The sequence below is a fragment of the Rhizobium sp. P38BS-XIX genome, assembly GCF_012641435.1.
Lineage (GTDB): Bacteria > Pseudomonadota > Alphaproteobacteria > Rhizobiales > Rhizobiaceae > Rhizobium.
Genome location: NZ_JABAIJ010000011.1, coordinates 24,928 through 49,831 on the forward strand (window position 1 = coordinate 24,928; position 24,904 = coordinate 49,831).

Genomic DNA, 24,904 nt, shown 5'->3' on the forward strand with positions numbered 1-24,904 from the left:
CGTCTCGTCACGTTTATGCGCTCGCCAGTTCCTTTTCGAGAACCGCAAGCAAACGGGGATCATCAGCCGTGACGTCGGGCGCGAAACGGGCAATGACCTTGCCATCGCGGCCGATCAGGAATTTTTCAAAATTCCAGACGACGCCGCCGTTGTCGCCGGTATGCAGCCCGCGCTCGGCCAGACGCGTACGCATCGGTCCGTCTCCGGTGGTTTCCACACCTGAAGCGATCAGGTTGTCGTAGAGAGGGTGCCGATTTTCGCCGGTGACTGCGATTTTGGAAAACATCGGGAACTGCACATCATAGGTCAGTGTGCAGAAATCGAGGATTTCCTTGTCCGTTCCTGGCTCCTGACTCTTGAAGTCGTTCGCGGGAAAGCCGGCGATGACAAGACCCTCGTCGCGCTTTGCCTCATAGAGCTTTTCGAGCGATTCATATTGCACCGTCAAGCCGCATTTGGATGCGACGTTGACGACCATGATGACCTTGCCGCGATAGTCGGCGAGCGTTGTATCACTGCCGTCGATTCGCTTTACCGGAATATCGAGCACGCTATCGGTCATTTCATTCAACTCCAGATGAGATGGAAAATAAGGTGTCGATATTTGCCCCTGGAGAAACGGCGTCAAGGCCAGAAAAGCATCGAAGCGACTGTGCCAAGGACCAAAATCTTTTGATGACTGGTCGTGAGAGATCATCGCCCGACAGCATAGGCCTGCATCAGACGCGGTGTTGCTGCAGCCCGTAAAAGGCCCGATGCGTCACGCCGTGCGGCCGTCAAGCGCCCCACCGTCCATTCCGGAGCCACGGTCAGTTGATGGCCCCTCTTGCGAAGAGTGTCGAGCACATCATGCCCGAAATTCGCCTCCGCCGTCAGTCCGCCGGGCTCGCGCGTTCTCGGATAAAATGAGCTCGGAAAATGGGTGCTGTGGAATAGCGGCCTGTCGATCGCTTCCTGCAGGTTCAGTCCGTGGTGGACGTGACGCAGGAAGAAGGAGAGCTGCCACTGCTCCTGCTGGTCACCGCCGGGTGTGCCGAACGCAAGCGTTGGGCGCCCTTCGAATGAGGCGAGCGTTGGCGTCAGCGTCGTGCGTGGCCGTTTGCCCGGAGCAAGTGAGGACGGTAATCCCGGCTGCAGCCAGAATACCTGGGCGCGCGAGTTCAGGCAGAAGCCGAGACCTGGAATGATGGGAGAGGATTGCAGCCAGCCACCTGAAGGCGTGACCGACACCATGTTGCCCTCGCGGTCGATCACGTCGATATGGACAGTATCGCCGCGCTTTTCCGTGAGATGCGCCATCGTCGGCTCATAGACTGCGCCGCTCTTGGCATCTGGTGTATCGAGCATCTGCATCGTAAGCGCGTACTGGTCCTCAAAGCCTGTCACCTTGCCTGGACGCAAATCGGGGGAGGCCTCTGACGTCATCAGTCTGCGGCGCTCGTCGGCGTATGCCTCCGACAAAAGGGTTTCAAGCGGTACGCGCATGAAATTCGGATCGCCGTAGTAGACTTCGCGGTCGGCGAAGGCGAGTTTCATGGCTTCGGTGACGGTGTGGACAAAATCGGCCCCTGAAGGATCCAGGCTGCCAAGGTCAAAGCCTTTAAGCAGCGAGAGCGCCTGCAGGAATACAGGCCCTTGGCCCCAGGGACCGGTCTTTGCGAGAGTCCAGCCGTGATAGTCGTAGGTCTGCGGTGCTTCGATCGTGGCTTGCCAGCTCGCCATATCATCAGCCGTGAGCACACCCTTGTGACGGTGGCCGCTTCCATCCATCACTTCGGCCTTGCGCAGATAGGTGTCGATCGCCTCGGCGACAAAGCCACGGTAATAAGCATCACGCGCGGCATCGATCTGAGCCTCGCGGCCTCTTTTGCTTTCGGCCTCGGCGACGGTGCGCTTCCAGGTTTCGGCGAGCGCCGGGTTTCTGAAATTGGACCACGGCGCCGGCGCGACCCCGCCGGGAAGCCAGGTCTCGTATGATGTCGGCCATTCCTTGCGATAGAAGTCGGCAAGGCCCTCGATGGTTGCCGAGACGCGCGGCAGGACAGGGTGCCCGTTTTCAGCGTAGTGGATAGCCGGTTCGAGAATATCGCGCACGCTGAGCCTGCCGTAATCGCGCAGCATCAGCATCCATCCGTCGAAGGCTCCAGGAATGACGGTCGCGAGCAGACCGTCACCGGGAATAAGTTTCAGCCCTTCGCGCGTATAATGCTCGATCGTTGCGCCGGCCGGCGCCGGCGCTTGCGCACAAATAACCTCGATCTTGTCTTTCTTTTTCGAGTACAGGATGGCGGGCATGTCGCCGCCCGGCCCGCAGAGATGCGGCTCGACGATCTGCAAGACAAAGCCGGTCGCAACAGCAGCATCGAAAGCGTTGCCGCCCTTTTCCAGAATGCTCATGCCGACGGCGGATGCGATCCAATGCGTCGACGTGACGACGCCGAAGGTACCAAGGATTTCCGGGCGGGTTGTGAATCCGGTCATTGCGGACATCCTTTCCATGTCTCCAGGATAAGCGCTTGTCGATGGGTTGCGTTTAAGCCGCTCCGCGAGGGCGGGGCGGCTTTTCGAAATGACGGCGCCCGTATCAGGCTTGGGCCGTCCGACGTTAGCGACCGGCCGAGCGCGCCGAAAGCGCCGTTGTCGGCGTGAAGTCGAAATCCTTGTCGAATGGGTAGGTCAGCGTCTGTTTGCGCAGGCGCGGCAAACGCTCAACGAACTGGTCAACGACGCCGGGTGACAATGCCATCAGGTTGGGGTTGGCAATCGGCGCCAATTCAGGCGAGAGATAGCCTGATTTGACGACGACGATCCTGGCCTGATGAGGATCGAGCCCAAGGCGCGTAAAATCGGTGATGTTGTGATAGGGACGCCGCTTGGCCGACAGCACCAGCTCGATGCCGCCGATTGAGACGACGGCCTGCTTGTCACTGGGGTCAGCGGTCTCCAGAAGGAAATTGACGGTAAAACTGCCTTCTACCGGTTGGCTCCCCTTCGTGTCGAGCGACGCGCCGACGGAGAGGGTGAGGGTAGCGCCGATGCCAGCGGCATAGCATGCATCCGTTGCCGCCTTGTCCGCAATACCGGCAAAGATGACGCCCTTCGCGTCCTTTGCAATGAGTTCCGCCAGCATGTCGGCACGGTCACCGACACCGCCGCCGGTCGGATTGTCACCGGATTCCGCGAGGATCACCGGCGCGGTCGAGCTTGCAACAGCTCTTGCGACGCACTCCTCGACCGAACCGATCTCCGAGCCGAAAACGAAATCCGCGCGCGCGTCCCAATAGGCTTGCGCCAGACGTTTTGCCTGGTTCTCGAGCACGGCCCTGTCCGTGCCCGTCATGATGGCGGCTGCGGTGGCGCGCGGCTCATCGGCCCAGACGTAGCCGACCATCAAAGACGCATCCCAGACGCCGTCGAGCGCGTCGATCTGAGGCAGCATATCGTAGAGGCTCTTGGCGGGCTCATCGACCGTGCTTGTGCGCTCACCCGGGAGCACCACGGGGATCGGCGCCCAAAGCAAGATCGGCCTTACGCCAGTCGCCAAGCTCTTCGTGAGCATCTTGACAGCGCGGCGCATGGTCTCTTCCACATCGATGTGCGGCGCCGTGCGGTAGGTCGAGTACATGTCGAGTGCATCGATGATGCGTTGGCTCACGTTGCCGTGCAGATCATAGCTGGCCGAAAGCATGCAGTCGTCGCCGACAACAGCGCGTGCTGCGCTGATCCAGTCGCCTTCGGCATCTTCCATGCCCTCGACATACATGGCGCCGTGCATGGCGAGATAAAGGCCGTCAAGCGGCAGCAGGGCTTTCAGGCCATCCAGGAATTCGGCTTTGAAGGCTTCATATGTATGGCGCGCAACCGGACCGCCGGCGATCGCTCTTGCGTGAACCGTCGGCAGGAATTCGCCTTCGTAGTCCTTCAAAAACGCGAAGTAGCTTGAGGCAGTTAGTTCTGCACCACGCAGGATGCGAAAATCCTTCTCCTCGTTGAGGACGGGGTTGTAAGTGCTGCATTCGATGTGAATGCCTCCGACGGCGATGCGCATGGGAACCTCAATAAGGAGTGGAACCAATCAAAAAATTATGGGCGGCGATGCTTGCGGCGCCGCGCGCCCAGATGTCGCCATCGACACGATGCGTGCGGATGGGCGTCTGCCCGGCATAGCGCGGAAGGACATTGGCTTCGGCCGCCTGCCGCATGACCGTGCCGAATAAGCCATCGAACCGTCCCTCGACATGAGTGATCAGGATCAGGCCAGGATCGTTGAACTGGATGAGATGCGCAATGGCAAGCCCGAGCGCGCTGCCCGCCCGATGCAGGATACGGATCGCCGCAGCGTTGCCCGACGACGCCTCGGTCTCCAGATCGTCCAGAGACTGGCAGGCGAGACCTTCGGCCTTGGCCATTTCCTTGATTGCCTTCATCGATGCCACTGTGTCGAGGCAGCCGCGCTTGCCGCAACGACATGGCGAACCATTGGGCTCGATCGTGCAATGGGCGATTTCGCCGGCGCCCCCATGATTGCCGCGGTAAAGCTTGCCGCCAAAAAAATGAGCGCAGCCGATGCCGTCATCGAACGAAACGACGCTGAAGTTCTGGATGTCGCGAGCGCTGCCAAACAGCTTCTCACTGACGGCGACGGCCTTCGCGTCATTTTCGATGAACGTGTCGATGCCTGTCTTCTGCTTGATGATCCTCGCAAGCGGCACGTCCTGCCAGCCGAGCAAGGTGGACTGCACGCAGCTTGCCTGCCGTTCATCGACAAAGCCCGATAGGGCGACGCCAATACCGGAGAGCTTTTGCGTCGCGTTCTTTCGCTCGGCCAGCAGCTTTGGCAGCGTCTCGGCGATCAGGGTGGCGATAAGTTCCGGATCGCGCGCCAATGGCATGGTCTGGCGTGCGATGATGTTGCCGTTAAAATCGCTCAAAACCAATGGCGAGGGGTCTTCAAGCAGGGAAATGCCGACAAAGAAGGCGCCTTCCGGATGTAGATCGAGAAGGATCGATGGGCGCCCCTGGCCATAGATCGTCTCAGTTTCATGCAACACGCCAAGGGAGATCAGGTCGCGGGCAATGCCACTCATGGCCGCTTTGCTCAGCCCCATCGATGCCGCAAGAGCCGTACGGCTGGATGGGCCGGATTGGCTGATGACACGAAGTAGCTGCTGCTGGGAGGAGGTAAGCAATTCGACGTACCACTCACATTTCGGCTTGTTTTTCTGACCATAAGTTCAGAAAATAAACAAATCAACGCAAATTAATTTATCGGAAAGCCGAATTTGTATGGCCAGACATTGCGTGTGCAACTATTGACGTGACGCCTCTGCGTTTAAACAGTTGACATAGGCCTCTAGCAGTATGCAATGCTTATTATAACGATTCAGCAGGCTCGGTCCTTCCCGCTCGCCTCATTTCCAGGCGTCGATTCCAAAAATTAAACGTTCGATTAGGTCGCCCGACGACCCGTGCGTGTTCGATTTCGGGCGCAGCAGTCAGAAAGGAATATCATGTCCAGCACGGTCGACCGTTCGAGACGTCCGTTGGTCATTGTCTCGATCATGCTTGCGACCTTCATGGTCGCGGTGGAAGCCACCATTGTCGCGACCGCGATGCCGCGGATTGTCGGCCAGCTCGGCGGCTTCACCTATTATAGCTGGGTGTTCTCCGCCTTCCTTCTGGCTCAATCGACCACGACCGTGATCTACGGCAAGCTGTCGGACATCTTCGGCCGCAAACCCATGCTGATTTGCGGCATCCTCATTTTCCTCGTGGGTTCCGCCCTTGCGGGCTTTGCCTGGTCTATGGCCTCGTTGATTGCGTTCCGTCTGCTTCAGGGGCTCGGCGCCGGCGCCATTCAGCCGGTAACGATGACGGTGGTCGGCGATCTCTACAAGTTGGAAGAACGCGCGAAGGTGCAGGGAGCGCTTGCCAGTGTCTGGGCGGTGTCGGCTGTCATCGGCCCGCTTGCCGGCGGCATTATCGTCGATAATCTCTCGTGGGCCTGGATATTCTGGATCAACCTGCCGGTTGGCGTGCTGTCGATTGCCGGCTTCATTCTCTTTCTGCATGAATCCGTCACCCCGCGTGAGGCAAAGATCGATTACGCTGGTACGATCCTGTTTTCGATCTCGATCGTATCGCTGCTCGTCATCCTGACGGAGACTGATTCAGGCTTTGCTGTCCTCTGTCCCCTGGCCGTCGTCTTCGTCGTCAGCGGGGTTCTATTTCTTTGGCAGGAGCGGCGTGCGCCGGAACCCATCATCTCGATCGCCTTGTGGAGCCGCCGGCTGATTGCAACCAGCAATGCCGCGACGCTGTTAGCCGGCATGGCCCTGATCGGCCTGACGACTGTTTTGCCGATCTATGTGCAGGGCGTGCTCGGCCGCTCACCGCTCGAAGCCGGATTTACCTTGACCATGCTGATTGTCGGCTGGCCGTTGGCGGTGATGTTGGCAAGTCGGTTTTTCCGGGCATTCGGCATTCGCAGGACCCTGCGCGCCGGCAGCTTCATGTTCCCCTTCGGTGCGCTGTTTCTCCTGTTCCTCACGCCGGAGAGCAGCCCGGTCATTGCAGGTGTCGGCTCGTTTCTGATGGGCTTCGGCATGGGGCTCATCAGTCTCACCAGCGTCGTGTTGGTGCAGGAGAGCGTCGAATGGTCGATGCGGGGCAGCGCTACCGCGTCGATCATCTTTTCGCGCAGTCTCGGTAATACGCTTGGTGCGACGGCGCTCGGCGCGATCATGAATGTCGGCATTGCTCATTATGGCAGCGGCGAGTTGGCGGCCAGACTGCACGATCTCCTGAACCAGCCGACCGGACTTTCCGATCTGGTCGGCGATCCTGCTATTCGAAACGTGTTCGACGCTGCCTTGCATTGGAGTTTCTGGGGCGTCGTCGTTGTCGCCGTCACGACTTTCGCGACGATCTGGCTCATTCCGGTTGCTGACGATGCGGGGCGCCGTGCAGCGTTGAAGACGGACGCTCAAGATGCGATGACGCATTGACCTGGTGCGGTTCAGTTTCTCATGAATCTCTGAGCCGCTCTATCTCTTTGCTATCTAGAAATTCCAGGAAAAGCGCTGCGCACTTTTCCTGGAATTGCTCTTGAACACCACGGCAGTCACTCCGACGTTCATTGCCGGTGTCGGCCCAGTCAGAAATCGGCGTAGTTGACGAGCCAGGAATCCAGAAGGTGCCGCGATGCTCGAAGTGCGGCATCGGAATCGCGCGCTGCGATCGCGTCGAGAATAGCCTTATGATGCGGCAGGGACCGCTTCTGGCCTTCCGCGACGTCTTCAAGGCCTGAGAGCGTGCGGTTGGCATAAATGCCGACGGCAATCAGGTCGATCAGTTGCGAATAGATCATGTTGTGCGTGGCGGCGAAAATCGCCGTATGAAAACGCAGGTCGGCATCGGCATTGGTATTCACGTCGCCGATGCTCGAAACCATGTCTTCGTAAGCGGAACGGATGGCGCTGATGTCGTCGTCAGTGCAGCGCGCGGCCGCGCGTGCTGTCGCTTCAGGTTCAAGCGCCAGGCGCAGATCCTTGATCGAGCGCATGATTTCAACCGATGGACCGGTCTCGTAATACCAGACCATGACGTCTGTATCGAGATGGTGCCAGTTGGAGCGCTCCTTGACGCGCGTGCCGACGCGGGTCTTGATCTCCACCAGCCCCTTGCCGGCTAGGCATTTCATCGCTTCGCGGATGACGGTTCGGCTGATACCGAACTGCTCGACGAGGTCTGGCTCGTTCGGCAAGGTCATGCCGACGGGATAATGTCCGCCGACGATGCGGCGACCAAGCTCATGCACAAAATAGCCAAAGACGCCGCGCCGAGGGATCGTACCGTATTTTCGCACAAAGGCGTCGAAAGGGGATTGGGTTACGACTAGTTTCGATTCCGGAGAGGCCGGGACGGGCTTTGCATCAATGCCATGTTTCATTATGCGGGACTCTCAATCCTATTGCTGCGCCATATAGAGAGAACAATCACCAAGCGTGCCAACTCTTTTCATTCTAGTATCTTGGCTTGCTGGAGGCTGTTCTTCATGTTCCCATATCGATCCTGCCGTTCTTCTTGCGGCCTGTTTTGGCCAAAGCCTATCATGTCTTCCGCGTGACTGCCTACTGTCTCGCTCCGATCGCTTGCCTCGCCGATACGGCCAGGTCTGAACCATCGATGCGGCTCCGATCAAATTGCGCTCGTCGCGATAGGCGAAACGTGATCGGGCAATCGATTGATGCGATGATTTCGGCCTATCGTAAACGTTGCCGAACCGTTTAAATGGTAGGGGAGTATGAGGAGGATTCGGAGTGATCGACGGATGAACGACATGTCCACGCGTGGGCAGAACGAGGGCGTGCAGGCGGCAGGTTCCCGGTCGCTTTTGATTGCCTTGCTGGTGGCTGGCGCCTTTTTCATGGAAAATCTGGACGGTACGGTCATCGCGACTGCGCTGCCGCAGATGGCCATTTCCTTCGGTGCGCGGCCGGTCGACCTCAATATCGGTATGAGTGCCTACCTGCTCACGCTTGGCGTCTTCATTCCGATCAGCGGCTGGATCAGCGATCGCTTCGGTGCGCGTCTCGTTTTCACCACCGCTGTGGTCATTTTTACGCTTGCCTCCGTTCTTTGCGGCTTTGCAAACGGCGTTGGCTCATTCGTCGCGATGCGTATCCTGCAAGGGGTCGGGGGTGCCATGATGGTGCCGGTTGGTCGGCTCGTGGTCTTGAACAATACCCCAAAAGACAAGTTGATATCGGCGATCGCCACCATTACGTGGCCAGCCTTGGTTGCGCCTGTCCTTGGGCCGCCGCTTGGCGGTTTTATCACGGACCATGCGAGCTGGCGTTGGATTTTCTTCCTGAACCTGCCGCTGGGCATTGTCGCTTTCATTTTCGCGCTCGTGCTCATTCCCGAAACCAAGAGTGCCGCGCGGCCACCGTTCGACTGGATCGGTTTCGTTGTCAGCGGAGTTGGGCTCGCAAGCCTGATGTATGGGCTGGAGTTGATCGGGCGGCCCGATCCCCAATGGATTGAGGCATGCTCCTACGTATTCGCCGGGCTCGTCCTGCTTGCGGTTTCCGTTTTCCATTTCCGCAGAACCGAGCACCCGCTCATCGATCTCTCCGGAATGAGGCTGCCGACATTTGCGATCACCATCTCAGGCGGATCGCTGTTTCGCACGGCTATCGGCGCTGTGCCCTTTCTGTTGCCATTGATGTTCCAGGTCGGTTTTGGGCTCAGCGCCTTTCACGCAGGCATGCTGACGCTCGCCGTCTTTGCCGGCAACCTGGCCATGAAGCCGGCGACGACACCGATTTTGCGGCGCTTCGGTTTCAAGCCGGTCCTGATCGTCAATGGCATCCTGAATGCCATCTTCATCACAGCCTGCGCATTGTTCTCGCCGGAAACGCCGCTCTGGTTCATCGTGCCGGTGCTGTTTATCGGCGGCATGTGCCGATCGATGCATTTTACGGCGTTGAACACGATCGCGTTCGCCGATATTCCCTCGAAGAATATGACGGGCGCCAATACTCTGTTCAGCACCGTGTTCCAGCTGACGATGGGCATGGGTATTGCCGTGGGAGCGATCGGCATCCGCATCGGTCAGGCAATCAGCGCCCCTCTCGGAATAGGTGGCGTTGTCGCCATCGAGTTTCGTCTCGCCTTCGTGCTGTTGGGTATTATTGCGCTTTTTGCGGTTCTGGATTGTCTGCCGCTTGATCGCAAGGCAGGCGACAATGTTTCGCGCAAGCCGAAGGCCGGCGCGAAGAAGGCTGCGTGAACTTCAAGCCCAAAGAGTCATCAATGGGGGTATTGGATAAGGTCGTAATGCAGCAGCAGCGCTGGTATTGCCATGAGTATGATCAGCAGCATCGCAACGCTTGCCGTGCGCACCATTTTCATCCGGCGGGCGCGCTGGCCCGTCCAATCATATACCGCCATAAAATGCCCCTCCAATTCCCCTGGGAATAGAAAGGCAAGAAATGGAACTCTCGTCAAGATTTGCAATAGGGGGCTAAATAATAAGTATAGACGAATGCGCTCCATGGATGAGGTATGCTGGGACGGAGTGAAATTCGGCCGTGTTGGCGCAAAGATCATTTTATGGCGCCGATCCCGGCGTTATAACGGGTAGAATTTCCCCTCGGCAGTGGGATTTATAGGCTTTCGAAAGAGGAACATCGAGATGAGCAAGGTGCGTGCCCTGGTGCTGGAACGTCAGCATGAATTGGCAATCCGTGAGATCGATCTGCCGCAGGAGGTCGGTTCGGGCGAGGTCAAGATCAAGATCCACACTGTCGGTGTTTGCGGATCCGACGTCCATTATTACACGCACGGCAAGATCGGCCCCTTTATCGTCAATGAGCCGATGGTCCTTGGCCATGAAGCCGCCGGCACCGTGGTCGAGATCGGTGCAGGTGTGACGCACCTGAAGGTCGGCGATCGCGTCTGCATGGAACCTGGTATCCCCGATCCGAACTCAAAGGCCAGCCGTCTCGGCATGTACAATATCGATCCCGCCGTCACCTTCTGGGCGACGCCGCCAATTCACGGTGTTCTCACCCCCTTCGTCGTGCATCCGGCCAACTATACCTTCAAGCTGCCCGACAATGTGAGCTTTGCGGAAGGGGCGATGATCGAGCCTTTCGCGGTGGGCATGCAAGCGGCAACGAAGGCGCGCATCACACCTGGCGACACGGCCGTGGTGCTCGGCGCCGGTCCGATCGGCATCATGGTCGCGATTGCCGCGCTTGCCGGCGGCTGCGCCCGCGCGATCGTTGCCGATCTTGCTCAGCCGAAACTCGATATCGCTGCGCAGTATCAGGGGGTCATCCCGGTCAACATTCGCGAAAAGAATTTGATCGATGAGGTCAATCGCCTGACGGACGGCTGGGGTGCGGACGTCATCTTTGAATGCTCCGGGTCGCCCAAGGCCTGGGAAACACTCATGGCGTTGCCGCGCCCCGGCGGCGTCATCGTTGCGGTTGGCTTGCCGGTCAATCCGGTTGGCTTCGATGTTTCGACGGCATCGACCAAGGAAATCCGCATCGAAACCGTGTTCCGATATGCGCATCAGTATGAACGTTCGATCGCGCTGATTGCCTCCGGTCGTGTCGATCTCAAGCCCTTGATTTCCGAAACCTTTGCCTTCGAGGACTCCATCAAGGCATTCGATCGCGCCGTCGAAGCCCGACCGAGCGATGTCAAGTTGCAGATCGCTCTCGATCAGTAAGCTTCGGTTTTCTCATCGCCTTGCCTTTGCCCGACCCAATTTCGGCTCTTATGGTGGCAAGGCGATGTTTTTCCTCAGTTTCACTTCGCGTGTAGACGGCCCGGCAAAAGCGATGCTACTAGCCTTTCTAAGGGAAAAGGCTTTGGCGCCGTGAAACGGGAAGGACTGCCGTGCCGCACGACGTTGCATTGATCGCATTGATTGCCGCCGGCTTCGTGTTCGCGGCCATTTTCGGCTATCTGGCCGACAGGCTGCATCTGCCGCCATTGGTCGGCTATCTGGTTGCCGGCGTGATCATAGGCTCCTCCACGCCGGGGTTCGTCGCCGACGTCTCGCTTGCGTCGCAATTGGCCGAGATCGGCGTGATATTGCTGATGTTTGGCGTAGGCCTGCATTTTTCTGCGGCGGATCTGCTCGCAGTGCGTGGCGTTGCCATTCCCGGAGCCATCGGACAGATCGCGATCGCGACGCTTTTGGGCATCGGTCTCACCTCCTTGTGGGGATGGGGAGTCGGCGCCGGCGTCGTCTTCGGGCTGAGCCTTGCGGTCGCAAGTACCGTCGTGCTGCTGAAGGCGCTGGAGGAGCGCAATCTGGTGAGCTCGACAAACGGTCGCGTTGCTGTCGGCTGGCTGATCGTCGAGGATCTGGCCATGGTGCTCGCCCTTGTCCTGTTGCCGGCCTTTGCCGGCGTCATGGGTGGTCATGCCGATGCCGGCGAGCATGCAGCGTCCGGCTCGATCTGGCTGACGATCGGAATGACCCTTGTCAAGGTTGCGGCTTTTGCCGCCGTTGCCATCTTCGTCGGCCCGCGCGTCGTCCCCTGGCTTCTGACCTCGGTTGCCCGCACGGGCTCGCGCGAATTGTTCACCCTATCGGTTCTGGCGATCGCGCTTGGCATTGCCTTTGGGGCTGCCGAGATATTCGGCGTATCTTTCGCGCTCGGGGCTTTCTTTGCCGGACTGGTGATGAGTGAATCGCATCTCAGTCATCGAGCCGCCGCGGATTCTCTACCGTTGCAGAATGCGTTTTCGGTGCTGTTCTTCGTGTCGGTCGGCATGCTGTTCGATCCGTCGATCCTGGTGCGCGAACCATTGATGATCATCGGTGTGCTCGCCTTGATCATGCTCGGAAAGTCGCTGATCGCGTTCGGGGTCGTGCTGTTGTTGCGCTATCCGGCCAGCATGGGCTTTGCGGTTGCTGCCGGTCTTGCACAGATCGGCGAATTTTCCTTCATTCTGGCCGGGCTCGGCGTTTCGCTTGGTCTTTTGTCGCGCGAAGGGCAGGATCTCATTCTCGCCGGGGCGATTTTGTCGATCACGCTCAATCCTCTGGCCTTCTTCGCCGTCGAAAAACTTGAAAAATGGTCGGGCTCCCGTTGGCCATTTCTCGCGACCAAATATGGCATGGCCAAGCAGGATGGCCTGCGCCGTGAGCTGACCGCCATCAACAAGCAGCGCGAGGAAAGAGACCGTCAGCATCACCTTGAAATCGAGCAGCTGATCGAGACATTTCCGATGTTTGCCGAGCTGGACGACAACGCGCATGAAGAGTTGCTGCTGCTCTTCCGGCCGAGATCGGCGTCCCCGGGTGATCGCGTTATCCGCAACGGCGACCGTGGCGACAGCATGTTTTTCATCGCATCCGGCGCCGTCGAGGTTCAATTGGAAGAGGATGAAATCCCGCTGGGGGCCGGCTCTTTCTTCGGCGAGATGGCGCTTCTGACAGGTGCTCGCCGCACCGCCGATGTCGTTGCCGTCGATTTCTGTCAGCTTTTCGTGCTGGAACGCCGCGATTTCAATCTCTTCATGTCGCGCCACCCGCAATTGCGCGCCGCCGTCAGCCGAATGGCGCGTGAGCGGCAGGAAAGCAACGTGTCGCGCCAGCGACGCGACGAGTCTCGTGACGCGGGCTGATCAACTCCGTTAACGCGCCCGCGATCTTCCAGGCTCGTTTCGCGTGTTGGATTTAGCGACGCTTCAGCCAGGATTTCGACACCCGGCAGGCCATGGTATATGCCGGATCGAAGACGTTGCCGACATCGTAGCGAACGACCTGACCCAGCAGGTGGCTTGCCGCCGTTCTGTCCAGACCATAGTCGGTTTCCAGCCAGCGGAGCATCTCGCTCGTCGCGTGTTGCAGAGCCTGGTCAAGCGGTCGAGCATTGCCAATGGTGAAGATGTCATCGGCGGTTTCGCCGCGCGGCCAGATAATCGTCCGCTTCTTTTCGACGCTCAGTCGCACAGTGACCTCGAACGTCGTTTCGATCCCCGTGCCGACGATTTCGCCGTCACCCTGTACGGCGTGGCAATCGCCCAGAAAGAAAAGTGCGCCGGATGCCGAGACCGGAAACCACACGGTCGCGCCCGGACCAAGCAATCGATAATCCATGTTGCCGCCGAATTCACCGCTCGTGGCTGTCGATATGGCTTGCCCGAGCGAAGGCGCGACGCCGAAACATCCGATCATCGGCGCGAGCGGCAGCGTGAACGCCTCGAGGCCAGAAACCGGTTCCGCAAGCCTGGCAGTCAAGGCTTTGCGGTCAATGTCCCAGAACACCTTCCTGCTCTCAGGCAGGCCACGCACGTCGCGCGGATCGACCACATTGCCGGCCACGACGCTGCGAGTAAACCCGGTGTCGCGCGTCGGCACCATCGTCAGAATCTCGACCTTGAGAGAATCTCCCGGTTCGGCGCCTTCGACAAAGATTGGACCGTTCATCGGGTTAGGGCCCGAGATGCGATTGACGTCGTCTTTATCGTAGCCGGCCGCATCCAGCGTTTCGGTAATGATGGTGTCACCATCCGCAACATGCAGGGCCGGCGGCAGGGATCCGATGACATTGTAATAGCGATCTGGAACGAAACGATGTGACGTCATTACGGTTGCTGCCCCTTGCGCTTGTGATTTGCCTGACTTTAGGCGGCGCAGATGTCTGCGAAAAGACCAAAACAAGACGGGCGGGCTATCTTTGCCATCATTTCGGCGGCAGGCCACCGAGATAAAGCATGCTGCGCGACGTAAGTGTTTTCAGCAATGCGTCGAGCGCGGGATCCGGATAGCGCCGTTCGATCGGGGCGGCCCATGCCAGGTCTTCGGCATGCAGGTGCATCGGTTCTTGCTGCGCGCCTGCCGCACTGGTGAAGGACGACGGATCAGCGATGCCGGCAACGATCTTTCGAGTAAGGCGAGACAGGCCTTTGTCATTGATCTCATAGAGATCGACACCGTTGGCAGCGGCCAGTTCGGCCATGGTCACGAGTGGAGCGGCGGCAAAGATATGGTAGTGCAGCGCACGGGATTTCCGTTTCATTTCGAGAGGTAACGTGCCGTCCGGCCCGATCTGCATCGCACCAATCTTGAAGCTGTCCACGCCCCAATCAAACAGATCCTTCCGGCTTGCGGCAATTCCTGCTGCCATCGCGCTCAATCCGGCCCAATAGCGGTGGTTGTTTCGACCGTCGCTCGTGTCATCTCTCCGCCCGTAGTAAGCGATGTTTTTGGATGCGACATCGGCAAGCCATGTGGTGATGCGGACGCGCTCCTCTGTCGATATGTTTTGCTCCGAGCGTATCTTGAGCCAGGTTATGGCAAATGAGCCGAGGACCCAACCCTGAACATAGACCGCTTGGTTTGTCGCAGTAGCTCCAGTCAACGCACCGCTTGTGGCAAAGCCGTCAAGAAAATGTGCTGCACAATCTGCTTCAGCGTGGCCGCCGCCGGCCTGATAGCGGTCGGCCATCTCGCTGGCACTTCGCATCGCTGCGTGCAGGCTGCCGGTCGCCTGATCATAGGCCTTCTTGCGGATGGGATCGACGATCGAATGGGCGGGGTCGGCATAATAATCGCCGGCTTCGATCGACAGGGGCAACCGCGGTGGCACCGGACACGTGAAGGTCTCGCTTTTATGCGCTGAAACAGGCTCATCCCACGGGCTACGCAGGTCAGCCGCATTCGCCTGTGACAGTCCCGCGATCAGGACGAGCGCCGTAATGGCCGACATTGCGGATATCGTATTTATGCGAGGCATCGGATACCTGACCTGTGGCGGGTAAGGAGTACTATTGGATGGTTGATGGCGTTTTTACGTTCGTCATCCCTGTCAAAACGTGGCCAGGTTGTTTCTCGATCCCGCCGACAAGTTGGATGTCTTGCCGCCATCTTGTCTGGAATATGTCGCGCTGACGTATCGTGCCGTTTCGCAAGGACGGGTGTGTGAAATTAAAGACCTAAATTCAGAAGGTGTATTTAAGAGGTCGAAACGCGCTTTAGGCGAAGTGGTCTCGGAAGGCTTGTGGTGTTGTCCCAAATTTTCGCATGAAGTTGCGCCGCATCGTTTCCTCCGACGCAAAACCGCAGTGCGTTCGGGCTTGATGGACACTATGGCCTTCTTCGAGAAGTCGCCGCGCTGCCTCGATACGGATCTCCTCCACTGCTCTGGCCGGCGTTTGTCCCGTCTCCTTCAGATAGTGCCGGGAGAAGCTGCGCGCGCTCATATTTGCCCGTTCCGCAAGAGCCGGGAGGGAGAGGTCGGCGCGCAGATTATCCATGATCCACGCATGCAGGCGATCGAAGCGTTCATCGCTTTGCTGAAGGCGCAGAGCCGAACTGAATTGCGCCTGACCGCCTGGTCGTTTGAGAAAGACGACAAGTTCACGCGCGACGGAAAGCGCCAGTGTCCGCCCGAGATCCGCCTCGACCAAGGCAAGTGCAAGGTCGATGCCTGCGGTCACGCCGGCTGAGCTCCAGATTTCTCCATCCTGTACGAAGATGGGATCGGGCTCGAGCTTCACCTGCGGAAAGCGTTTTGCAAATTCCGCGCAGCGGTTCCAATGCGTGGCCGCCCGTCGTCCATCCATCAATCCCGCCTCGGCAAGAAGAAAGGCGCCACTGCAAACGGAGGCCGTGCGCCGGGCGGCCGCGGATCGGCGCTTTATCCAGTCCACCAACCCGGCATCATCGCAGGCCTTGTTAACGCCCCAGCCACCGGCAACGATCAGCGTATCGAGCGGATCATCGGCATGGCCAAGCGGGGCGGTCAGGAGCGCAAGACCCGAGCTGGTCCTTGTCTGTGCCGAACTGCCGACGGCGACCGCTTCGTAAGGGCGCGGGAATCCGTCCTTGAGCGCTTCTTCGTTGGCGCTGGTAAAAACCTGGAGCGGCCCGGTAATGTCGAGCAGCTGAGCATTTTCGAAGGTGAGAATTTCGATACGGCGCATGATTGGCTGAAAATGGCGGTGGTTTGGCAAATATGCCAGATTGTTCTCGCATATGTTCGGGAAAGTCAATCATCGGAGACCCATCATGACCATCCGCTTCGGCCTGCTTGTCTTTCCTGGCGTCCAGCAACTGGATCTGACGGCACCTTATGAGATCTTTGCGTCTACCGAGGGTGCGGAAGTCCATCTCATCTGGAAGGACACGTCACCGATCATCTCTGCGACCAAGCTCGTGCTTCAGCCGACGACGACCTTTGCCGATTGCCCACAGCTCGATGTTATCTGCGTACCCGGTGGTGGTGGTGTGAACGCGCTGCTGGAAGATGACGCGGTTCTGGCTTTTGTTCGGGAAAAGGCGGCGACAGCTCGCTTTATCAGCTCGGTGTGCACGGGCTCACTCGTATTGGGGGCCGCAGGTCTGCTCAAAGACAAGAAAGCGACGAGCCATTGGAATGCCATCGACTTTCTGGCTGGCTTCGGGGCAATCGCTACGTCGGGGCGCGTCGTGCGGGATGGCAATATCTTCACCGCGGGCGGGGTGACGGCCGGCATCGATTTCGGGCTCACGATCGTCGCAGCCTTATGCGGTCAGGAGGAGGCTGAAAGCGTTCAGCTCTCGCTGGAATATGCACCCGAGCCGCCTTTTCACTCCGGCACGCCCCATCAGGCCAGCGCCGAAGTGCTGAAAAGGACTAAGGCGAGACTTGCTGCATCGCGGGCTGCTCGCGAGACGATCATGGCTCGGCTTGCTTCCGCCTGAAATTCGAGCCTGATGCTTGAAATGTTGGCCGTAAAGGCTTGTCACCTCGCTGCCATGGAAGACCGCTAAGCAATCACTCGTATCGGTCTTTCATGGAAGCTAAGATGAGCAATCGCGCAACGAAGATCCTTCCGCATCACCGCTTTTCGCATTCGCTGGGCGCGCCGCTTGCGCGCGTTCAAGGCACGATAGCTCATGTGTTCGAAGCCCCCGACAATCACCACGGCGCAAATCATCAGCATTTCAACGTCACGATCAATTCGGTGTTGAAGTTTGAGGGAGGCACAGAGGATATCACCGGACAGACAGTCTTCGTTGCCGTGCGTTTCGGCGATAATGAGGGTCTGGATCATGAAATCCCAGATCTGACTGCGGGTGAACCGATCGAGCTGCAGGGCGAATATATTTCGATCGCTTCGGCTTACCCTACCGACGATAACAGCAATCCGGTGCTGCCGGTGCTCCACTTCACCCACCACCCCGTCGGTTATGTCATGTACAAGGGTGTGCATTATAGCTGATGCTTTCGACTGCCTCGCTCACCCTTACCTGCTCCTTTCCCTCCCGCTTGACACAAAACGCATTTCTGCGACGGTGTCGTCGTGGCATCCTGTCCAGCCTTGGGGAAAAGGCTTATCTTATGAATGAGTTCCGGTCATTTCGCTGTCTATCGCGCCTTGTCAGGGCGATGGCCGTCGTGCTGGCCACAAGTCTTTCTTATGCGGCGCCGTCATTGGGCGCGGAGGCGACGGATCTGCCGTCGCAGTCGAAAGCATCGAGCGACCAGATCGAGAAGCTGATCGACGCCATCCGTGCGAATGGGGCCTTGACGGACAAGGATCTGCTGCGTCGTCGGGCTGACTTCGAAACGTTGATGGCGTCAACACCGGATCCGACGCGTGTGCAGATCCGTCGAGTGGATGCCAATGGCGTGGATGCCGATTTGATCTGGCCAGCCCGACTGCATCATCCAATCGGCCGACGGGTCATTCTGTATCTGCATGGAGGCGGCTTTTATAGCGGGTCTTTGCGCACTCATCGCAACATCGCAGCATCGCTTGCCAAGGCCGCATCCTGCGATGTGCTGCTGATCGACTATCGTCTTGCACCCGACTACCGTTTTCCGTCGCAGATGGACGATGCGATTGCGGCTTATCGCTGGCTTCTGATGTCTGGATACAAGGCCGGCAACATCGCCATTGCCGGCGAGTCTGTCGGCGCCACACTGGCGATCGAGGTCGTGCTGAATCAGCTTCGCCTTCACGGTGCGCTACCCGCGGCCGTCATTGCCATGAGCCCGGTCACGGATTTTGCGGCAACCGGCGCGTCCATGACAACCAACGCCGCGAGCGATCCTTTCATGGGCAAAGACGAATTGACCGTCATTCATAACGCGTTCGCCCGGGATCAATCTGCGACAGATCCCGGAATTTCTCCTCTGTATGCCAATTTTTCGGGTTTTCCGCCTTTGCTCATCCAGGTTGGTTCGCGAGAGACGCTGCTCAATGACAGTATGCGGCTGGCGGAGAAGGTGAAACAGGCTGGCGGAGATGTCAGCATGGAGGTCTGGCCCGGAATGATCCACCAGTGGCAGATTTTCCCGTTCTGGCTGGAGGATGCCAGGAAATCGGGCGGTCGGGCTGCAGAATTCGCCGTCGCGCATTTTGCCGACAAGCCCGCTCAGTAGGGCAGTTATCCGCACAACGCGATGGGAACGCGTGAGCAGCGCTGCTTCGGAAGAAGCGCACCTATCAATCCATTTGCTGGCTAGTTTTTACGATAATAGATCGTGCGATAAATTTTTAGTAGACAAGAGGATCGGATGGCTTTATCAGTTTGTATGTCGCGATAATAAATCGCACGATATCTGAAAGTGGAGATTGAAATGAGCCAGTCGATCCATCAAGCTACCCGCCGGGGTGTTATGACAGCCGGTCTCGGCCTTGCCGCCGCTGCAGCCGTCACTCCCTTCGCTCAACCTGCACAAGCCTCTACAAAGCAAACAACTTCGAAAGGTAAGGACACAATGAGCAGCAGCACGATCACCACCAAAGACGGCACGCAGATCTTCTACAAGGATTGGGGAACGGGCCAGCCGATCGTTTTCCATCATGGATGGCCGCTGAGCTCCGATGACTGGGATGCGCAGATGCTGTTCTTCCTGAACCAGGGCTATCGCGTTATCGCTCATGACCGCCGTGGTCATGGCCGCTCCAGCCAGACGGCGACCGGCAACGAAATGGATACTTACGCAGCCGACGTCGCGGCGCTTGCCGAGCATCTCAATCTGAAGGATGCCATTCACGTTGGCCACTCGACCGGCGGCGGTGAAGTTGCCCGCTACGTCGCGCAATACGGTGGCCATGGTCGCGTCTCGAAGGCCGTGCTGATCGGTGCCGTACCGCCGATCATGCTGAAAACTGAAAAGAATCCCGGCGGACTGCCGCTCGACGTCTTTGATGGTTTCCGCACGGCGCTTGCAGCCAACCGCTCACAGTTCTTCCGAGATATTCCGGCCGGCCCATTCTATGGCTTCAATCGCCCCGGTGCCGCTGTTTCGCAGGGAATTGTCGACAATTGGTGGCGTCAAGGCATGATGGGCGGCGCCAAGGCGCATTACGATTGCATCAAGGCCTTCTCAGAAACGGACTTCACCGACGACCTGAAGAAGATTGACGTTCCGACCCTTGTCATGCACGGCGACGACGACCAGATCGTGCCGATCGCAGATTCGGCGGAACTGTCCATCAAGCTTCTGAAAAACGGCACGCTGAAGGTCTACAAGGGCTTCCCACACGGCATGGCAACCACCCATGCAGACGTGATCAATGCGGATCTGCTCGCCTTCTTCAAGGCATAAGCTGACAGAGAAGTTGCGCGCCCGCCGAAAGCGGGCGCTCATAGCCTGCCGGATGCCATGGCCGCCTCAGCCGCTTCAGCTGTCGAGTTTCAACGAAAGCTGAACGGCGCGCGGCAAGGGCGGTAGCGGCCGGCTGATTTCGACACGGCGCGTCCAGGTGGCGCGCCGTTCTTGTTCGCGCTCCCGAAGGGCCTTCGAGACAGCGACAAAGGTCATTGCACGTTCGATGACTTGTTCGGCTTTTGTCATGGATATCTCCATATGTTCACTTTATGTTCTCATATTGATCTCATAAAGTCAAGCCGTAGAGCCATCCCGCCACGTTTCAGCCTTTGGCTTTCCGTCGCTTTGCCGTTTTAGGCTCTTCAACGACCGGCGCGGACGCCTCTTTGGCCAACCGTTCCTTGCGAAGACGATCGGTTTTGCTGTCTCTGGCTATCGCTTCGTTCTGTATAATGGCTCGAGCGGATATATTGGTATTAAATGCAGCCTTCTCGGCCTTCGACATGGCTTGATTCAGCGTGTCATTCTTAGATGTGCTCATGGTGCCTCCTTGTGCTCCCGATAAAAATGCTGGAGCGAAATCGCGCCGATCTTCTCGAAATCGCATTCGCCGCCAATGAAGATGTCTTCTGCGTAAAAAGCTCAAAGGGACCGATATGCACAGAGCGTTTGGCTCGGAAGCGCTGACCATTAAAATTCAGCGGATGCAAGGACAGCCGTCCTGTTGCATGACAACGTTTAGGCCTATGGGAACAGTGACGTCGAACTGTCACCAACAAGATGTGCAGGTCAGCCGACTAGCCTATGCGCGTCCACGCCGCACAACTGACTTAGGTTCTTTCGCGGACTTCACTTCCAGCTGTTCGCTTGCTGCTTGTTGTTCAAGGCGAAGTGCTCGCAATGCCTTAGTTTTCTTTTCACGGGCTATAGCCTCTGCTGCAACAATGCTCTTTGCTGCATCATCAGTAACTGAGGCTTTGTCCTTTCCGGCTGATGCCGTCTTCTTAAAGAACTGATCTTTGGTCGCTGACATGATGGCTCCTCTGGGATAGCGGCGATTATTAGCTGAGTATCGGAACACTAATGATCTTTAGTCTTGGTGCGATTGTTGCTAGTTAATAATCCGTCTTTTTGCATCCTCCTACGCATCAATGTCCGCTGCTATCGGATCGCCGGTGCTTTTTTCATGGCGTGCTCTTCGGAGGTATTCATATATGCCGACCGCATCTTTATTTCGTGAAATACACCCTCACGGATCATTCTTTTTTTGAGTACACGCAGCGCCTGATCGATATTGTTGTCTCTTACGACCAAGTCTCCGGTCTAATACTTCAACCCGCTCATAGCATCCTCAAATTCGTGGCTTGCAGAAATATAAAAGGCCGGGCTTTAACCCGACCTTCGCATCAGGTCATTGCTGCCAGTACATCCGTGGTCAGCATGACGAGTGACAATTAGATTGCCCGCAGATTATCAGCGGAGCTTTTACCGGTCTTGCGATCACGTACCAGTTCGTAGTCAACCTTCTGACCTTCGGCTAGGGACTGCATGCCGGCGCGCTCAACGGCAGAAATGTGAACGAACACATCCGTTGCGCCATCTTCAGGTTGAATGAAACCGAAGCCCTTGGCGCTGTTAAACCACTTTACTGTTCCTGAACTCATAGCGAATTCCTTTCAAATAGGCATAGAATTTCGTCCTGCCAAAATAAATTTTGGCAGTATTGCAAACCGACATTGAAAGAAAATTCGCGCTACGCTTCCGCGCTTACAAAGATCATCAAGCAAGATCGACAACGAATAACATAGGGATTAAATCGGCTGAAAGCAAGGAAACATTTCAATGTTCACGAATTCAACTATCTCAAGCATCGAAAATCCTTAGAAATTCACGATTAGCATGAGCGCAAGACGGCCGCTATCACTGACGTTTCAGCTGGATATCACTGGTAATGACCGACCTGCCGGATGTCAGATCCTTATCCGTCGTCTGGATCGTCAGCTGATTGCTGCCGCGTTTGTTGAACCGCATCGTGGCATCGCGGTCTCCGTTGACCAGGCGCGCCCAGTGCACCGCCAGATTGATGGTATTGCCCTGCCTGGCACCGGAGAGACTTGAAGACGCACCCGATGGACCGGTATAGCTGCCTGAATATTTGGTGCCCTGAACCGAGAGATTTGCCGAGATCGGGCGGTTGACAATCAGAAGGCCGCGACAATTCCCTTGCATTGATATCGAAGCGCCCGGCGCGTTGATATTGAATTTGCAAGAAACACGAATGGGTGAGCCGCCGATTTTTCGAAGCACTGTGCCGGTGCCGGTCCAGTTGCCGTCCAAGGATTTCAGGAAGCTGCTCTCGTCGGCGGCAGCAGGGAATGCAACTGACAGTGCGGCGAGGATGGCGAGAATGCATGCTTGTTGGCGCATGATATCAATCCCTTCATCGGAACTGATAGAAAAACGCCGTAATGCCACCTGGAGTTCCGCTGAACTTAAAGCCAGTGTATGCGCTTCATGATGTATAGCGTGATGGCGGATGTGGCCGCGACGATGGCCACGATGACAACGAAGGCCCAGGTATCGTTGACGCCCGGAATGCCGCCGACGTTCATGCCGAAGAGGCCGGCAACCACGCTCGGCGGCAGGAGTAGGGCGGCCAGCGCCGCCAGCCGGTTGGAGTTTCGGGCGATGCGCTCGCTGATAACGGTCGAAAGGTCATCGTGCAGAATACCTGTCCGGTCGCGGATCGCATCCAGATATTCGATGCAGCGCATCAGCTTGTCGATGACTTCACGCATGCGAAGCTTGTCGCGTTCGGCAAGCCAGGGGGCATCATCATGTTCGATGCGGTTGAGTGCGTCGCGCTGGGGTGAGAGATAACGCCTCAATTGCACCGCGCGACGACGCAGCAGCTTCAGGCGTTCGCGCACTTCCGCGGCCTCGCCGTGGAAGATCAGTTCATCCAGTTCGTCAACTTCCTCATCCATCTGATCAAGGACGGGCTCCAAATCCCTCACCAGCTTGTCGCTGACAAGCGCCAGGAGTTCTCCAGTGCGTTTCGGACCCTTGCTCTTCTCCAGTGCCTGGCGAATGTCGCGAAGGGCCGTGATGTAGTGGCCGCTGTCGCGCAGCGTCACGACGCGGTGCTCATCCACCCAGGCGTGAAGAGGCACGAGATCCAGATCCTCGACTGCTTCCTCGGCATCGTCAGGTGGAGCGGCGCAGACACCGCGCAGGATAATCATCAAACCATCATCGACCGGCTCGACCCGCGGACGGGACTCATTCTCCAGCAAGGCATCGGCGACAAGCGGATCGAAACCGCCATCGTTCATCACCCATGCTGCCGTTGCGTCATGATCACGCTCGAGATGAACCCAGAGAATACCGTCTGCTGGCGTCCAGGTCGGCAGACCTGCTGCGCCGATTTCGCGACAGCCGCCATTGCCGTCGAGAACGACCGCAAACCTGATCCCGGGCTCTGCACCGTAGCTCAGTCGAATCTTCTGGCTTTCGATCTCCATCCGCGCCCATCCTCCTCGAGCGTAAAAGGAGGGAAATCATACGGCTGTTTTTTGCAAGGGCAAAGCGTTCGTATTCTCATACGCTATCCAGCATGACACATGCCCACAGGCGTTTTCCGGAGCACAGGTCTTGACGTCAAAGGCGCGTCGCGTTTGCCGCTTCGTCGTCAGACGCTCTCCCTATCCATATTTGCGCAATTCCAGACGGAAAACCGCGACGTACTTTTCCTGGAATTGCTCTATCGCTGCCAATAGGCGGCAATGCTGAAGGTGCCGGGATCGCGGGCAAGCTCAGTCTTGACGAAACTACGGATGGAGCGGGCCTGCTTCTGTTCGCAAGCCGCCCATATATAGGTCTCGGCTTCTGCAGCAGGGACGATATCGCGCAGGATACGCTCAAGCGTATCGGTTGTGCCGGCAGGAGCGCCGTTGCGATGCAGCCAGGTGATATCCATCGCTGCACTCGATGTCAGCACCTGCTCGTCCTGGCGGTCGGCAACCTCGAGGAAGATGCGCAGCTCGGCATCCGCGGGCACCGAGGCGGCAATGCGGGCGATCGCAGGCAATGCAGTTTCATCGCCTGCGAGAATAAACCTGCGCGCTGCAGGCACGCCGCCTCCGCCGGGGCCTATGAGCGCGGCACGATCGCCGGGTCGTGCCGTCATCGCCCAGGTGGCGCCTGGAACACTGTCACCTTCATGGACGACGAAATCGATCGTCATTTCACCGCGTTCGAGGTCGATGCTGCGGATCGTATAGGCCCGCAAAGTCAGTGCGTCTTCGCCCTTTGGCCAATGAATGCGGCCGTCCGGCTCGGTGTGCGGCCAAACGGGTTCACGGCCTTTCGGCGGGATGAGCAGGCGAACATGCAAGCCACCCTCGACGAAATGCCTGGCATCGTCGGTTGCCACCACCACCCGCCGCATATGTGGCGTGATATCGTAGGCGTCGACGACGCTGATCTGGCGAAGATTTGGTATGACCGATGGCTGCGGCCCATCGGCCCAATCGAGGGCAAGCGTATTGCTTTTTGACAGTTCGAACAGGTTTTCTGCCACCATGCTGCGGATCGTGAACAGCATAGCCGCTGTCGGGCAACGCAGCTTGATATCGAGCCGATCATTGCTGACGGCTATATCGGCGCTGCCGATCACGGTCTCCAGGCGAGCGCCGCTTTCGCTGCGCGTGATGGTGATATGCTCGGCAAAGCGTGCGCAAAATTGATCCAGTAACTGACCGGCATCCTTATGAGTGGCGACGCCTGATGCGGTGAAATCTCTTGCATGCATCATT

At 57.9% G+C, this 24,904-nt stretch carries 24 protein-coding genes and 1 pseudogene; 8 read left to right on the top strand and 17 right to left on the bottom strand.

Annotated features, from left to right (window positions below; translation table 11 throughout):
- Positions 1–13: 13 nt before the first annotated feature.
- From HGP17_RS27180 to HGP17_RS27195, 4 genes are all read right to left on the bottom strand, one after another.
- Entirely contained in the window at positions 14–562 is a 549-nt protein-coding gene (locus HGP17_RS27180) for a glutathione peroxidase (protein ID WP_168813822.1), read from the bottom strand.
- A gap of 131 nt (positions 563–693) precedes the next feature.
- Positions 694–2,481 carry a gamma-glutamyltransferase family protein gene (locus HGP17_RS27185; protein ID WP_168813824.1) on the bottom strand — a complete coding sequence of 596 codons (1,788 nt, stop codon included), beginning with the start codon at positions 2,479–2,481 and terminating at the stop codon, positions 694–696.
- Between the two features lie 124 nt (positions 2,482–2,605).
- Positions 2,606–4,048, bottom strand: coding sequence for a M81 family metallopeptidase (locus HGP17_RS27190; protein ID WP_168813825.1), 1,443 nt, complete (start codon positions 4,046–4,048; stop codon positions 2,606–2,608).
- 7 nt (positions 4,049–4,055) lie between these two features.
- Complete coding sequence (locus tag HGP17_RS27195) at positions 4,056–5,189, bottom strand: ROK family protein (protein ID WP_168813827.1); 1,134 nt, start codon at positions 5,187–5,189, stop codon at positions 4,056–4,058.
- A gap of 321 nt (positions 5,190–5,510) precedes the next feature.
- Between HGP17_RS27195 and HGP17_RS27200 the strand changes: the two genes are divergently transcribed.
- The gene (locus HGP17_RS27200; protein WP_168813829.1) at positions 5,511–7,007 is read left to right on the top strand and encodes an MDR family MFS transporter; all 1,497 of its coding nucleotides are present in this window, start codon (positions 5,511–5,513) and stop codon (positions 7,005–7,007) included.
- Between the two features lie 149 nt (positions 7,008–7,156).
- Here HGP17_RS27200 and HGP17_RS27205 read toward each other — a convergent pair whose 3' ends face one another.
- Positions 7,157–7,951, bottom strand: a complete 795-nt coding sequence (locus tag HGP17_RS27205) for a FadR/GntR family transcriptional regulator (RefSeq protein WP_168813831.1) — start codon at positions 7,949–7,951, stop codon at positions 7,157–7,159.
- A gap of 381 nt (positions 7,952–8,332) precedes the next feature.
- Here HGP17_RS27205 and HGP17_RS27210 point away from each other — a divergent pair, with 381 nt between their 5' ends.
- On the top strand, positions 8,333–9,796 hold the full coding sequence (locus tag HGP17_RS27210; RefSeq protein ID WP_205926151.1) for a DHA2 family efflux MFS transporter permease subunit: 1,464 nt from the start codon (positions 8,333–8,335) through the stop codon (positions 9,794–9,796).
- A 20-nt stretch (positions 9,797–9,816) separates the two neighbouring features.
- Here HGP17_RS27210 and HGP17_RS27215 read toward each other — a convergent pair whose 3' ends face one another.
- Entirely contained in the window at positions 9,817–9,957 is a 141-nt protein-coding gene (locus HGP17_RS27215) for a hypothetical protein (protein ID WP_168813833.1), read from the bottom strand.
- A gap of 244 nt (positions 9,958–10,201) precedes the next feature.
- Here HGP17_RS27215 and HGP17_RS27220 point away from each other — a divergent pair, with 244 nt between their 5' ends.
- Entirely contained in the window at positions 10,202–11,248 is a 1,047-nt protein-coding gene (locus HGP17_RS27220) for an NAD(P)-dependent alcohol dehydrogenase (protein WP_168813835.1), read from the top strand.
- A 170-nt stretch (positions 11,249–11,418) separates the two neighbouring features.
- Positions 11,419–13,161 carry a cation:proton antiporter gene (locus tag HGP17_RS27225; protein WP_168813837.1) on the top strand — a complete coding sequence of 581 codons (1,743 nt, stop codon included), beginning with the start codon at positions 11,419–11,421 and terminating at the stop codon, positions 13,159–13,161.
- A gap of 52 nt (positions 13,162–13,213) precedes the next feature.
- Here the strand turns inward: HGP17_RS27225 and HGP17_RS27230 are convergent, their stop codons facing one another.
- From HGP17_RS27230 to HGP17_RS27240, 3 genes are all read right to left on the bottom strand, one after another.
- A complete protein-coding gene (locus HGP17_RS27230) occupies positions 13,214–14,125 on the bottom strand; it encodes an acetamidase/formamidase family protein (RefSeq protein ID WP_168813839.1) in 912 nt (303 codons plus the stop codon).
- 97 nt (positions 14,126–14,222) lie between these two features.
- Positions 14,223–15,248 carry an alginate lyase family protein gene (locus HGP17_RS27235; protein WP_168813841.1) on the bottom strand — a complete coding sequence of 342 codons (1,026 nt, stop codon included), beginning with the start codon at positions 15,246–15,248 and terminating at the stop codon, positions 14,223–14,225.
- Between the two features lie 265 nt (positions 15,249–15,513).
- Positions 15,514–16,464 carry a helix-turn-helix domain-containing protein gene (locus tag HGP17_RS27240; RefSeq protein WP_168813843.1) on the bottom strand — a complete coding sequence of 317 codons (951 nt, stop codon included), beginning with the start codon at positions 16,462–16,464 and terminating at the stop codon, positions 15,514–15,516.
- 85 nt (positions 16,465–16,549) lie between these two features.
- Between HGP17_RS27240 and HGP17_RS27245 the strand changes: the two genes are divergently transcribed.
- From HGP17_RS27245 to HGP17_RS27260, 4 genes are all read left to right on the top strand, one after another.
- Complete coding sequence (locus HGP17_RS27245; protein WP_168813845.1) at positions 16,550–17,224, top strand: DJ-1/PfpI family protein; 675 nt, start codon at positions 16,550–16,552, stop codon at positions 17,222–17,224.
- 104 nt (positions 17,225–17,328) lie between these two features.
- A complete protein-coding gene (locus HGP17_RS27250; RefSeq protein WP_168813847.1) occupies positions 17,329–17,745 on the top strand; it encodes a hypothetical protein in 417 nt (138 codons plus the stop codon).
- 167 nt (positions 17,746–17,912) lie between these two features.
- On the top strand, positions 17,913–18,911 hold the full coding sequence (locus HGP17_RS27255; RefSeq protein ID WP_246704251.1) for an alpha/beta hydrolase: 999 nt from the start codon (positions 17,913–17,915) through the stop codon (positions 18,909–18,911).
- A 339-nt stretch (positions 18,912–19,250) separates the two neighbouring features.
- Positions 19,251–20,084 (top strand): alpha/beta hydrolase, encoded by an 834-nt coding sequence (locus HGP17_RS27260; protein WP_205926152.1) that lies wholly within the window; start codon positions 19,251–19,253, stop codon positions 20,082–20,084.
- A 75-nt stretch (positions 20,085–20,159) separates the two neighbouring features.
- Here the strand turns inward: HGP17_RS27260 and HGP17_RS27265 are convergent, their stop codons facing one another.
- The 8 genes and pseudogenes from HGP17_RS27265 to HGP17_RS27300 form a co-directional block, all read right to left on the bottom strand.
- A complete protein-coding gene (locus tag HGP17_RS27265; RefSeq protein WP_015342656.1) occupies positions 20,160–20,333 on the bottom strand; it encodes a hypothetical protein in 174 nt (57 codons plus the stop codon).
- A 76-nt stretch (positions 20,334–20,409) separates the two neighbouring features.
- A complete protein-coding gene (locus tag HGP17_RS27270) occupies positions 20,410–20,628 on the bottom strand; it encodes a hypothetical protein (protein ID WP_168813851.1) in 219 nt (72 codons plus the stop codon).
- Between the two features lie 261 nt (positions 20,629–20,889).
- The gene (locus HGP17_RS27275; protein WP_168813852.1) at positions 20,890–21,120 is read right to left on the bottom strand and encodes a hypothetical protein; all 231 of its coding nucleotides are present in this window, start codon (positions 21,118–21,120) and stop codon (positions 20,890–20,892) included.
- 131 nt (positions 21,121–21,251) lie between these two features.
- Positions 21,252–21,401: pseudogene (rpsU, locus tag HGP17_RS27280) on the bottom strand (30S ribosomal protein S21); the annotation flags it as partial.
- Positions 21,402–21,541: 140 nt separating this feature from the next.
- Entirely contained in the window at positions 21,542–21,751 is a 210-nt protein-coding gene (locus tag HGP17_RS27285) for a cold-shock protein (protein WP_168813854.1), read from the bottom strand.
- Positions 21,752–22,007: 256 nt separating this feature from the next.
- On the bottom strand, positions 22,008–22,514 hold the full coding sequence (locus tag HGP17_RS27290) for a hypothetical protein (protein ID WP_168813855.1): 507 nt from the start codon (positions 22,512–22,514) through the stop codon (positions 22,008–22,010).
- Between the two features lie 65 nt (positions 22,515–22,579).
- Entirely contained in the window at positions 22,580–23,611 is a 1,032-nt protein-coding gene (locus tag HGP17_RS27295; RefSeq protein ID WP_168813856.1) for a CorA family divalent cation transporter, read from the bottom strand.
- Between the two features lie 239 nt (positions 23,612–23,850).
- Complete coding sequence (locus tag HGP17_RS27300; RefSeq protein ID WP_246704246.1) at positions 23,851–24,903, bottom strand: siderophore-interacting protein; 1,053 nt, start codon at positions 24,901–24,903, stop codon at positions 23,851–23,853.
- Between the last annotated feature and the right edge of the window lies 1 nt (position 24,904).